This window comes from Kutzneria sp. CA-103260, from assembly GCF_018263855.1.
Taxonomy (GTDB): Bacteria; Actinomycetota; Actinomycetes; order Mycobacteriales; family Pseudonocardiaceae; genus Kutzneria.
Genome location: NZ_CP073318.1, coordinates 2,520,256 through 2,532,246 on the forward strand (window position 1 = coordinate 2,520,256; position 11,991 = coordinate 2,532,246).

The window sequence follows — 11,991 nt, forward strand, 5'->3', positions numbered from 1 at the left end:
CGGGCCCACGCCGTGTCGCGGGCACGGCCGTGACCGCTGGAGAGCCTGCCGTCCGCTTGCTGGCTCCGCTGCGGGAACGACGCTTCGCGCTGTACCTCATCGGCCAGATGCTCTCCCAGGTTGGCGACGGCATCTATCTCGTCACACTGCCATTCGTCATGCTCAACCAGGGGGGCGGCCCCGTGAACCTCGGCGTGGTGCTGGCCTGCTACGGAGCGGCCAGGCTGGCCTTCTTCCCGGTCGGCGGAGCGCTTGTCGACCGCCTGGGCGCCCGGCCGGTGATGCTTGCCGCGGACGCGCTCCGTGCACTCGTCGTGCTCGGTTTCGTCGTGCTCGCCGCCTATGGTCGCATCCCCCTTTGGGCCATGATCGCGGTCGCGGTCCCGTTCGGCATCCTCGGCGGGATTTTCATGCCGGCCTCGTTCGCCGTATTGCCGCAAATCGTACGTCCCGAGTCGCTCGCTCCGGGCAACTCCCTGATCCAGATCATGCAGAGCACGTCGAGGATCGTCGGGCCCGGGCTAGGTGGAACGCTCGTCGGGTCGCTCAAGAGCGGTGTGGGGCTGCTGATCGACGCGTTCACCTTCCTGGTGTCCAGCCTGACCCTGATGGCGATCCGCCCGTCCAGGCCGGCGGTCGAGACAGCCGATGAAACGGCGGCGCAGCACGCCGACGGCGGCGTCCAGGACAGCGACCAACTGCGGACTTGGCGATCGGTGCTGCGGTATGCCGTCAGCTCTCCCCTGGTAAGGATGAACCTGCTGACCACGCTCGTGTTCAACCTCGCCGCTGTCGGCTTGATCGAGGTCGCGCTGCCGAGCTTCGCCCAGGGTCCGCTGGGCCGTGGAGCCCTCGGATTCGGGGTCATGATGACCGGCCTCGGCGCCGGCTCGGTCATCGGAGCACTGCTGGGCCCAACACTTCTTCGCCTGCGCCGTCGCGGGCTGATCGCGCTCTTCCTGGGCATCGCCGAGGGACTCGCAATGATGGGTATCCCGGTGGGCTCCTCGCTGGTGGTGGCAACCGCGGCGCTGTTCACCGCTGCGTCCTTGCAAGCCATCGTGAACGTCTTCTACATGACGATGCTCCAGCAGTCAGTGCCTGCCCGAGCGCTGGGTAGAGTCATGAGCCTGCTGGTCACCTGTGCCGGTCTCGCCTACCCTGCCTCCGCGTTACTCACCGGGTCCGTCCTGGGCACGGCCGACCCGGAGGTCGTCATCATCGTCGCCGGACTGGGCGTGTCGGCGGCCTTCTCGGTCGGATTCTTCAGCAGGCCGTACCGGAACCTCTAATCCGAAATCGCGCCCGGCACGGGCCTGGCGGTCGACACCGAGAGGGTCTCTTACGTGGTGGCCTTGGTCAGCCTCTTGAAGCAGGTCAAGGCCATCGCCAACACCAGGAACGCGCAATACGGCGTGGGCTTGCGCTCGTACCGCACTGCGATTCGGCGGTAGCCGTACAGCCACGCGATCGTGCGCTCGACAACCCACTGGTGCCGACCCAAGCCCTCGCCGGACTCGACGTCCTTGCGGGCGATCCGCACTGTTACGGCGCTTGATCGGTTTGAAGGAGGGTCGGAAGGGTGCCGATGCGCGGTCTGTGGCCGAGAAACGATTGGCGGATGCGGAGACGCGACTGCGAAGGTTCCAGGCGGCGATCGAGGCAGGTGTGGACCCAACGGCGCTGGTCGAGACTATCAACGAGGCGCAAGACCAGCGCGCGGCTGCAAGGGCGCAGATGGAGGGGTTGCCTGAGTCGGCTCTACCGGGCTTTGCATTTTCAGTTGAACTATCACCCCGTGGAGCGGGCCGTTGATGCCACGATCTCCGTGCGTGTAGTTGATGAGTGTGTCCGAGGGCGACCTTGCACGCTAACTACACGGCTGGTACTGGCCGGCCGGCACCGGCAAGCTCACCGGCGGTATCGTTCAGTTCGCCGAGGTCGTCGCGGTCGAACCCGATGACGCGATGCGCGCCGAGTTCCGGCGCGTCCACCCCGCGGTGACAGCGTTGGCCGGCACCGCCGAGGCCGTCCCGCTGCCGGACGGCTCCGTTGACGCAGTGTTGGTGGGACAGGCGATGCACTGGTTCGACATGGACAAGGCGTTCCCCGAGCTCGAACGCGTGCTGCGCGCCGGCGGTGTGCTCGCCGGGCTGTGGAACGCCGACGACGACCGGGTGGACTGGGTGCGTGGGCTCTGGGCCGTGAGCGGGAACCCGAGCCTGCGTCACGGCAGCCATGGCGAGCACATCGAACGCCCCCGCCATCCGGCCTTCAGTCCGTTCGAGGACCGGGAGTTCGCGCACTCGCAGCGGCGTACTGCCGAGTCGATGACCGCGACCGTGTCGACCCAGTCGCAGATGCTCATGCTGGAGGACGCCGCCCGCGCCGAGCTGCTCGATCGTGTGCTGGCGTTCCTGCGGGCCACCCCCGAGACCTCCGGCGCGGAGTTCGATCTGCCGATCCGCACACTGGTCGGCCGGTCGGTCCGGATGGGGTGACCGGAGCTGGTCAGCGGCTGGACGGAACATAGATCTCCAGCGCGGCGGCGGTTTCGGCGTCCGACGGCGTGTAGGTCGTGACCCGGACGTCGGACTGCTGGCCGAACCACAGGTGGGTGAAGTCGAAGTGCAGCGTGCCGCCGACCGGGTGGGCGAAGCACTTGTGCTGGTTGCGCATGGGCCGCACGTTGTGCTGTTCCCACAACCTGTCGAAAGTGGACGACTCGCGGCGCAGCATCTCGACCAGCTCCGCCCAACCGGGTTCAGCCATGCGCGCGCTCATCTGGGTGCGGAATTCCGCGACGGCGACCGGCAGACGCTCGGCCCAGCCTCGCATCCGTTGCTGCCACACAGGGTTGGTCACGACCTGGTAGAGCGAGTTTCGCTCGTCCGGCGGAATGGCGGCTATGTCCATCAGCCAGTCGTAGCCGCGGTTGTACGCCAGGATGTCGTTGCGTCCGTTGTGCACCACGACCGGGAACGGCTCCAGCTTGTCCAGGATCCGCCACACCGTGGTGAGGACGGCGGGTTCGGCTCCGGGCGGCCGGCGGTCGCTTGGACGAGCCAGCGAGAACATGTGATCGCGCTCGTACTGCGTGAGCCGCAGCGTGGTGGCCAGCGCCCCCAACACCTGTTCGGACGGCGTGATGTCGCGGCCCTGCTCCAGCCAGGTGTACCAGGTGATACCGATTCCTGCGAGCTGCGCGACCTCCTCTCTGCGCAGGCCGGGCGTCCGTCGCACCCCCATCCGTGCCAGGCCGACCTGTTCCGGCGTGATCCGGTCCCTCCTGCTTCGCAGGAACGCGGCGAGCTCCTTGCGCCGCACCACGTTCGAGCGCGAATCCCTCGACCGAGCCATACCCGCCATGCTGGCACGGTGATACCGAAACATCCAGGTATCGAACACTACCCGTATCAGCTGAGCACTGGTTCGTGTTGCTGGACAACGAAAGGGTGGCACGGTGAACGCGTCCAACACCCATGCCGTCACACAGTCGGGTGCGCCGGTGCGCACTCTCGAGCTGTCCGGCGCCGGTCTGCTCGCCTGCCTGGTCGGAGCGGCGCTACCGCCGATCGACCTGTTCGTGGTCAACGTCGCCCTGCCCAACGTCCAGGCCGGGCTGGCGGCGTCGCCCGCGGAGTTGCAGTGGGTCGTCGCGGCCTATGGCATCGGCTTCGCGCTGCTGCTGGTCGTCGGTGGCCGGTTGGGTGACACGTTCGGCCGGCGTCGGCTGTTCGTACTGGGTCTGGCCGGCTTCACCGCCACATCGCTGATCTGCGGGCTCGCGCCGACCGCGGTGGTGCTGGTCCTCGCCCGTGCCGCTCAGGGAGCCTCAGCCGCGATGCTCGCGCCCCAGGTGCTCTCGGTCATCCAGGCGACCACCACCGGCGACCGGCGGGCGCGTGCCCTCGGGTACTACGGCGCGACCGGCGGAATCTCCATGGTCGTCGGCCAGATCGCGGGCGGCCTGCTGGTGGCCGCCGACATCGCGGGAACCGGCTGGCGGCCGGTCTTCCTGGTGAACGTCCCGATAGGTGTGGTCGCGATCGTACTGGCGCTGCGCTTTCTCCCGGAGACGAAGGCCGCGCATCCGCTCGGCGTCGACGCGGTCGGCACCTGCCTGCTCGGTGTTTCGCTGCTGGCCCTGCTCGTGCCGCTCATGCAGGGCACCACAGTGGGCTGGCCGCTGTGGTGCTGGGTGCTACTGGTGCTCGCCCCGGTCCTGTTCGCCGCTTTCGTCGCGGTCGAGGCCCGGGCGGAGCGCCGTGGCAGGGTCCCGCTCCTGCCGCCGTCCGTGATGACCTTGTCGTCGATGCGCCTCGGGTTGCTGATCGCCGCACCGTTCTTCCTCGCCTTCGGCGGATTTCTGTTCGTCTACACCCTCGTGCTGCAGGACGACCTGCGTCTGGGGCCGATGAGTGCCGGGCTCGCGCTGACCCCGTTGGGCCTGGCCATGCTCGTCCTGGCGCTGGCGGCGAGCAGGCTCGTAGGCCGGCTCGGCAACCGCGTCGTGACGATTGGCGGCCTGTTCCTGCTGTTCGGCCCCCTGGTGCTCGTCGCCGTCGCCGTCCCCGCCTGGCCGCACGTCACCCTGGCCGGCCTGCTCCCCGGCACCGCATTGTTCGGCGTCGGCATCGGCCTGGTGTCGCCGACGCTGTTTCGGGTGATTCTCTCCCGCGTGCCCACCCAAACCGCAGGCGTGGGCAGCGGGGCGCTGGCCACCACCCAACAGTTGTCCACTGCCCTCGGCGTGGCCACGCTGGGCAGCTTGTTCACCGTGCTCCGCCCAGTGGACCCGGAAATCGCGCTTGTTGTTGTGCTGGTGACCATCGCCGGCATCGCGGCCGCCATCGCGATCCTGTCCCGTGGCCTGCCCGACCCGCGCGAGTGACATTCCGACCTCAGTCGGATGGCGCATCTGCTGGTCGTGCCGGGTTTACCCAATTAGCAGGCGAAAGCTGGCTCGGTCTACGACGCCGGTCCTGACATGCGAAGGCGCGCGTTCCGACGAGCGGAGCGGAAGTCAGGCAAACCATGTGCCATTATTGGAAATGATTTTCAGCGAGGTGGGGGTCGGATGCTATTCGAAGTGCCTTCGGGACTGGCGGTTGCAGGCTGCGGTGGATGCGGACGGTTCCACGTGCCACGGCGTGGACGTACGACTCTGCGCCGGCGAGCAGGCGGAGATGGTCGTGGCGGCGATGGACAGACCTGGCTGGGCGAGGACGGTGTGGAAGCGCGGGCGGAGCTGCGGGGCGACGGCCGTGAGGGTGTGGAGATCGTTGAGTTCGCCGATCATGAAAGGCGATACGCCGGTGCGGTTGAAGTAACGCTGCGCGCGATTGTCGAGATGGCGCAGGAGAGGCATTGCCCCGTGTTGGCACCACTTGGTGCCGCGGTGGCCAGGCCGCGGAGCTCGTCGAAACTCTGCGGATCAAGCGTCGATCGATGCTTGGCGGCTTGATCAACGCTCGTGGGCGAGACGTGGAGCTGGAATCAGGTTGACCGGACTCGCGCGGACGCCGACGGGTGCGCATGCTGGTATAGCGGCTGCGGGACCGGACTCAGCGCCGCATCAGGACAGAAAACCCCAGCTGCGTGAGGTGATGGTGGACGGCCCGGCCGAGGCGGTGGCTGGTGACCAGGCCGGCGTTGCGCAGCGCGGTGGTGTGCTCGGAGGCGGAGGAGACGCTGATGCCGACGTGGCCGGCGACTTCGCCGGTGGTGCTCGGCTGGGCGAGGGCGCGGAGCACGGCGGCCCGGGTCGCGCCGACCAGTGCGGCCAGCGCATCACCCTTTCCCGGGAACAATCCGGTGGTCCGGTCGTTGGGGCGGGCGGGGTAGACGAGCACGAACCGCGACTGGTCCAGCGGGTCCCAGGTGATGCGTGGATGGCCCGTCCAGAACGCGGAAGGCATCAGGACCAGACCGTGACCGTGCAGATGGACGTCGCGATCCCACGGGTAGCGCGCGGTCAGCGTCGAGCCGGTCAGGCAGAGGTCGGGACTGAGCGCGTTGATCATGGCGGCAAGCCCGTGGGTGCCGAGCGTGTTCATACGGTGGCCGATGTCGTCGTGGAACCGGGCGGTCACCGAAGACCACTGCGGAGCCAGACAAGTGGCGTGGAAGGCGCGAAGCGCGTCGTCGAGGACGTCAAGGACAGCGGCGTCGCCGTCGGCGTAGCGACGAAGCCAGGCGGGGATCGGGACGGTGGCGGTCTGCTCGATGCGAGCCAGGTTCTCGGCGTGCACCGACGTGGCGGTGTCGCGGACGACTTGGAATGCCTGTTCCGCGTCGTCGGTCAGGACGTCGAGGTACAGCGCATGGTGTTGGTGCGCCACCAGTTGCACGAGCGGCCGAGCGCTGGACGAGATGGCCGAGCGTGCCCGCGGCCGCCAGTCGTGGGGACCGCGGCCGCGCGGGTGCGGACGGTTCCGGAGTTCGAGCAGCATCATCACCGTTTCGAGGATCGGCGCCGGCGCGGTGGCGAAGCGGACGCGCGCGAGGTCCTCGGCTCGCAGATGCACTCGCAGCATGGCTGGCCCCCAAGCCGGACGATGCAACTGGACCGTCGTAGCCGGGGATCGTGGCGTTACCCCCTCGCCGGCGGCCGGTTGTGTCAAGACAGTTCGGTCGAGTCCGAAACGTTCGCACCGCGTGCGCCCGCCGGAGATGATGAACCTGGTCGTGAGGTCTGAATGGGGTGGATCCACCGGCTGTTCTCTCGCACCGCTGCCGTTTTGCGTGCTGTGTCGGCAGTGTCCGCAAGAGCGGCGCCGGATTGACCCGAGTGGACCGTATCTGGTCGCTGATCAGCTGCTCCTGCTGATGGCCGGCGTCAGTTCGGTGTGCCGGCGCAGGGGGGAAGGACCCAGGTAGGCGCAACGAGGGGGAGCGTTGGGCGTTGCCGATCGTCTGGAATTTCGGTTGCTGGGGCCGGTGGAGGTCTGGCGCGGACCGGAGCGGCTGGCAGTTTCCAGCCGGCACCAACGTTCCGTGCTGGCCGCACTGGCCCTGTGTCCGGGGCGCGTGGTGTCCGTCAGCGCGCTGGTCGACGCGGTGTGGGAAGAGGAACCGCCGCCGTCCGCGCGCCGTCAGGTGATCAAGCTCGTGTCCCGGCTCCGCGGCACGCTCGGCGACGCGATCACCACCAGGGCAGGTGACTACATCCTGAATGCCGAGCCGGACCAGGTGGACGTCGGTGTTTTCGACGTGTCGGTGGCCGGCGCCCGGCAACTGTCGGCCACGGACCCGTCGGGTGCGGCCGGAGCGGTGCGGCAGGCCCTTCGGCTGTGGCGGGGCCCGGCGCTGAGCGGAGTCACGCCGGGACTCGCGGCGCAGGCGACGCGGTTGGAGGAGAGCCGCCTCACCGCGCTGGAGGACGGCGTCGACTGGGAACTGGCCACCGGCGGCCATGCGGCCTTGGTGGCCGAGTTGACCGTGCTGGTCACCGAGCATCCGTTGCGGGAACGACTGGTCGGCCAGCTCATGCTGGCCCTGCACCGGTCGGGGCGCACCACCGAGGCACTGGAGGTCTACCGCCGCACCCACGAGCGGCTGGCCGACGATTTCGCGCTGGCGCCCGGTGCGGAGCTGCAACAGCTGCACATGGCGATCCTGCGCGACGATGCCACCCCCACCACGCCGATCTCGCCCCCGGCCACCCGGCTGAGCGTGGCGATACCCCGACAGCTGCCCTGCGCGGTGGCGGGTTTCGCCGGCCGGGCGTCCCAGCTCAAGGAGCTCACCGGCTTGCTGGACCGCACTGGCACGGTGGTGATCTCGACGATCAACGGCACGGCGGGCGTCGGCAAGACAGCACTCGCTGTGCACTGGTCGCATCAGGTCGCGGACCGGTTTCCCGACGGGCAGCTCTACGTGAACCTGCGGGGTTTCGACCCCGGCGGCCAGCCAGTCCCGCCGGCCGAGGCGATCCGGGGGTTCCTCGACGCGCTCGGCGTGCCGGCGCAGCGGATACCGGCCGGTCTGGCCGAGCAGGCGGCGCTGTACCGGTCCCAGCTGGCCGACCGGCGGATACTGGTGGTGTTGGACAACGCCCGCGACACCGGCCAGGTCCGGCCGCTGCTGCCGGGCTCGGCCCAGTGCCTGACCGTGGTCACGAGCCGTGATCACCTCGGCGGGCTGATCGTCAGCGAGGGCGCACGCCCCGTACCGCTGGACCTGATGACCACCGCCGAAGCCTACGACCTGCTGGCGAGTCGGCTGGGCCCGGAACGGCTGGCCGCCGAACCGCAGGCCGTCGACGACCTGATCGAGTTGTCGGTGCATCTGCCGCTGGCGTTGAGCATTGTCGCCGCGCGCGCGACCCTCACTCCGGCCTTGTCGTTGAGCGAGTTGGCCGCGCAGCTGCGTGATGTCCGCGATCGTCTGCACGCCTTGGACATCGGTGACACCAGCGTCGACCTCGGCGCGGTGTTCTCCTGGTCCTACCGGACCTTGAGCGCCGCGGGGGCACGGATGTTCCGATTACTGAGCCTGCACCCAGGCCCGGTCATCTCGGTGTCCGCCGCGGCCAGCCTGGTCGGAACCGACCGTGACCAGGCCCGCGTGGCGCTGGCCGAGCTGACCAGGGCGCAGTTGCTCACCGAGCCCAGTACCGGCCGATTCGCGTACCACGATCTGCTGCGGGCCTACTCGGCCGGCAAGGCACACCAGGACGAGACCGAGCAGGCGCGCCAGGCCGCCCTGCACCGCATGCTCGACCACTACCTGCACACCGCGCACACCGCCGCGCTGCTGCTCAACCCGCCCAACGACCGGCTGTCCCTGGGCGAACCCCAGCCGGGCGCCGTCGTTGACGAGCTCGCCGACGACGAACAGGCCTGGCGGTGGTTCACCGTCGAGCGCCCGGTGTTCGCGGCGGCTATCGACCGTGCCGCTGGGGCCGGTTTCGACACCCATGCCTGGCGAATCGCCTGGAGCGTGGCCAATTTCTGCATCCGCGCCGGGCACTGGACGCAGATGGTCACCACCCAGCTCGTCGCCATCGCCGCCGCCGAACGCGAGGATGACCCCCGTGGGCAGGCAAGATCCCTGTGCGAGCTGGGCCGGGCCTACATCCGGCTCAGCCGCTACCCCGACGCGCAGGCCGCCCTGTGCCGCGCGCTGGAACTGGATGAGCAGCTGGGCGACCTGATCGGCCAGGCCCGCAGTTACAACAACCTCGGCATCGTGTCCTACGCGCAGGGCGACCATCCGACGGCACTCAAGCACGGCCAGGCCGCCTACGCCCTGTTCCGCGCCGCCGGGTATCGGCCCGGCGAGGCCGACGCGCTCAACGCGATCGGCTGGATGCAGACCCAACTGGGCCAGCACACCGAAGCCCTGCGCTACTGCACCCGGGCGCTCGACCTGCACCGGGCCGTCGGCAGCCGGCACGGCGAGGCCGACACGTGGGACAGCCTCGGCTGCGCCCACCACAACCTCGGCGAGCACCAGCGGGCCATCGTCTGCTACCACAACGCCCTTGACCTGTATGAGAAGTTGGGCAGCCGCCATCCCCAGGCCGACACCCTCATCCGCCTCGGCGACACCCACCAGGCCGCCGGCGACGTCCAGGCCGCGCGCCACTGCTGGCGGCAGGCCCTGCCAATCCTCGACGACTTGCACCACCCCGACGCCGACGTCCTGCGCGTCCGGCTGTCCGAGCACCCACCGACCCCATAACCCCCCCACGTGACCGGGCCGAGGGAACCCGTCGGGTACCGACCGGGTACCGCGCGCGGACAGGCTGACAGTCGTCGGCCAACACCAAAGCCGAACCAACGGGGGAACAGTCATGCTGGAACTCGGAAATGCCCGGCGTACCGTCGCGTTGGCCGCCTCTGCCATCGCCCTGGCGGGTGGCGCGACCGTCGGTCTCGGCGTCGCCGCGGCGTACGCGGACGGCGATTGCGGGGCGTCCTGGAACAACGTCGGCTCGCCCGCCAACATGTACCTCACCGATGGCATCACCTACGTCGGCCAGGTCGAGCAGCAGTACCAGAACTGCGGGGGCGGAGTCGTCAACGCACGATCGCACTTCCAGTGGGCCGGCTCCTTCCAGAATTCCCACCCGGGGGACGAAGTCGACGTCTGGGAGTACTCGCCCTACTCCAACGACACCGGTTCGCAGTGGTACTACACGTACAGCAAGGACGCTTACTCGTATCCGGTCGAGATCCACCAGGCGAACCCCGACAACTGGCAGGCGAGGGCCGCTCTCAACGGCTGTGGCGACTACGCCCAGGGCACCTACTGGGCCTACCGCACCGGCACTCCGCTGGGCGGCGAGCAGACAGGCTACTGCCCGGACGTGTAAGCCCGGCTCCTTCCAGGGGGCATTACGACAACAGGCGCGCGACCGTTGATCGCGAGCAGGCGGCCAATCATCCAGGGGGCAGAGCCAAAAAATGAAGCAGTACAGCAGGGTGACCAACGGCTACACGGTCGTCGACGACGTCACCACACGGCCGATGGTGCGCGGCCACAACTTCCCCGCGTACTCCTTCGCGGCGAACTTCAAGTACCTGTACCTGATTTTCGCCACCGACACCCCGCGGTATGACTACGCCACCGGCTACCTGTCGACCGAGGGCAAGATCCTGCGCGGTCTCAAGCCCGCCCGCTGAGGGAATGCGCTGGTAGTCGCGTCCGCCAGGATCGCCTCGGCCTGGGACCGAAGGAAGGCTGCACAGTGGGAACGACGGCGGCGATGGTGTGTGACGGTTCGGCTCAGTAAGCGCCTTCATGTTCGCAGGAATCGTCGATGCCGTGGGTGTCCCATGGTGGGAACGGGTCGTTCATCGCGTGCGTGGACTCATCGATCTGGAGCAGGCAGGTGGTGAGCCGGTCTGCCAAGGCGTCCTTGCGCAGGGCGGTGCCGATGAACACTAACTACAGCCGGCCCGGGTGGAAGGGACGGTCGGATCGAAAGACGATGCTGGAGATTCCGTACTCCTCGGTCTCGGGGATGTGGTCGCCGTTGAGTTCGGCTACCCAGCCTGGTGCTTGCTGGGCCCGTTCCACGTCGAAGCGGCCGGTGTCGAGGACTTCCGCCGGGTCCACCTGTCCGTGCCGGGCCGACACGACGCGGGCCGACGGGCTGAGCCGAGTGAGGGCGGCTCGCAGCTGGCCGGCCTCCGAGTCCGTGACGAGGTCGAGCTTGTTCAACACGATCACGTCGGCGAATTCGACCTGGTCCATCAGCAGGTCGCTGACGGTGCGTTCGTCGGCCTCGTACTGGTCGAGGCCGCGCTCGGTCAGTTCGTCGCCGCGCGCCAGTTCGACGAGGAAGTTCGCGGCGTCCACGACGGTGACCATGGTGTCCAGGGCCGCGACATCGCCGAGGGTGGCGCCGTCGTCGCGGGCGAAGGAGAAGGTGGCGGCCACCGGCATCGGCTCGGAGATGCCGCTGGACTCGATGAGCAGGTAGTCGAACCGGCCCGCTCGGGCCAGCCGGTCCACCTCCTCCAGTAGATCGTCCCGCAACGTGCAGCAGATGCAGCCGTTGGTCATCTCCACCAGCCGCTCCTCCGTGCGGGAAAGCGCGGACCCGCCGTCGCGCACCAGGGTCGCGTCGATGTTGACTTCGCTCATGTCGTTGACGATCACCGCGACGCGCAGTCCCGCTCGATTGTGCAGGACGTGGTTGAGCAGCGTGGTCTTGCCCGCGCCCAGGAATCCGGAGAGCACGGTGACGGGCAGGCGGCGAGGTGGAGTGACAGGGGCAGACACGGTGAATGTTCCTGTTCGTACGGTGGCGGCTGGGGGCGGGGGAAGCGGGCCGTCAGTGCAGGGGTGGCGGGAGAAGGCCGCGTTCGCCGGCGAGGGCATCGTGCGCTCGGGAACGACCATGGATGACACCTCCTGGGGACTGCGCGAAGCCGTGACGCTATATGAAAATGAATATCACATGCAAATGGTCTGCGGGTCAGGGGGTGAAGATCGGCTTGCCCGGTAGTGCACCGGGTCAGTCGTCGTCGGTCG

Annotated in this window: 9 protein-coding genes and 3 pseudogenes; 6 read left to right on the forward strand and 6 right to left on the reverse strand. The window is 68.5% G+C overall.

The window, feature by feature from the left end; translation table 11 throughout:
- Window positions 1-56 precede the first annotated feature (56 nt).
- Window positions 57-1,292: an MFS transporter gene (locus JJ691_RS10930; protein ID WP_211768669.1), complete on the forward strand. Its 1,236-nt coding sequence runs from the start codon at window positions 57-59 to the stop codon at window positions 1,290-1,292.
- Between the two features lie 50 nt (window positions 1,293-1,342).
- Here the strand turns inward: JJ691_RS10930 and JJ691_RS10935 are convergent.
- A pseudogene (locus tag JJ691_RS10935) lies at window positions 1,343-1,561 on the reverse strand (IS5/IS1182 family transposase); the annotation flags it as partial.
- A gap of 346 nt (window positions 1,562-1,907) precedes the next feature.
- On the opposite strand from JJ691_RS10935, the pseudogene JJ691_RS10940 reads away from it, so the two are divergent.
- A pseudogene (locus JJ691_RS10940) lies at window positions 1,908-2,501 on the forward strand (class I SAM-dependent methyltransferase); the annotation flags it as partial.
- A 10-nt stretch (window positions 2,502-2,511) separates the two neighbouring features.
- Here the strand turns inward: JJ691_RS10940 and JJ691_RS10945 are convergent.
- The gene (locus tag JJ691_RS10945; protein WP_211768671.1) at window positions 2,512-3,360 is read right to left on the reverse strand and encodes a helix-turn-helix transcriptional regulator; all 849 of its coding nucleotides are present in this window, start codon (window positions 3,358-3,360) and stop codon (window positions 2,512-2,514) included.
- 148 nt (window positions 3,361-3,508) lie between these two features.
- Here JJ691_RS10945 and JJ691_RS10950 point away from each other — a divergent pair, with 148 nt between their 5' ends.
- Entirely contained in the window at window positions 3,509-4,894 is a 1,386-nt protein-coding gene (locus tag JJ691_RS10950; protein ID WP_249227825.1) for an MFS transporter, read from the forward strand.
- Between the two features lie 189 nt (window positions 4,895-5,083).
- Here JJ691_RS10950 and JJ691_RS10955 read toward each other — a convergent pair whose 3' ends face one another.
- Both JJ691_RS10955 and JJ691_RS10960 read right to left on the reverse strand, forming a co-directional pair.
- A complete protein-coding gene (locus tag JJ691_RS10955) occupies window positions 5,084-5,371 on the reverse strand; it encodes a hypothetical protein (protein ID WP_211768673.1) in 288 nt (95 codons plus the stop codon).
- Window positions 5,372-5,567: 196 nt separating this feature from the next.
- The gene (locus tag JJ691_RS10960) at window positions 5,568-6,539 is read right to left on the reverse strand and encodes an ArsR/SmtB family transcription factor (protein WP_211768674.1); all 972 of its coding nucleotides are present in this window, start codon (window positions 6,537-6,539) and stop codon (window positions 5,568-5,570) included.
- 403 nt (window positions 6,540-6,942) lie between these two features.
- Between JJ691_RS10960 and JJ691_RS10965 the strand changes: the two genes are divergently transcribed.
- From JJ691_RS10965 to JJ691_RS10975, 3 genes are all read left to right on the forward strand, one after another.
- The gene (locus JJ691_RS10965) at window positions 6,943-9,690 is read left to right on the forward strand and encodes an AfsR/SARP family transcriptional regulator (protein ID WP_249227826.1); all 2,748 of its coding nucleotides are present in this window, start codon (window positions 6,943-6,945) and stop codon (window positions 9,688-9,690) included.
- Window positions 9,691-9,802: 112 nt separating this feature from the next.
- Window positions 9,803-10,324, forward strand: coding sequence for a hypothetical protein (locus JJ691_RS10970; protein WP_211768676.1), 522 nt, complete (start codon window positions 9,803-9,805; stop codon window positions 10,322-10,324).
- Between the two features lie 91 nt (window positions 10,325-10,415).
- Window positions 10,416-10,634: a glycoside hydrolase family 47 protein gene (locus tag JJ691_RS10975; protein WP_211768677.1), complete on the forward strand. Its 219-nt coding sequence runs from the start codon at window positions 10,416-10,418 to the stop codon at window positions 10,632-10,634.
- 103 nt (window positions 10,635-10,737) lie between these two features.
- Here JJ691_RS10975 and JJ691_RS10980 read toward each other — a convergent pair whose 3' ends face one another.
- Together JJ691_RS10980 and JJ691_RS10985 are read right to left on the reverse strand one after the other, a co-directional pair.
- Window positions 10,738-10,896 carry a hypothetical protein gene (locus JJ691_RS10980; protein ID WP_211768678.1) on the reverse strand — a complete coding sequence of 53 codons (159 nt, stop codon included), beginning with the start codon at window positions 10,894-10,896 and terminating at the stop codon, window positions 10,738-10,740.
- A 6-nt stretch (window positions 10,897-10,902) separates the two neighbouring features.
- Window positions 10,903-11,709, reverse strand: a pseudogene (locus JJ691_RS10985) (GTP-binding protein); the annotation flags it as partial.
- Window positions 11,710-11,991: the final 282 nt, after the last annotated feature.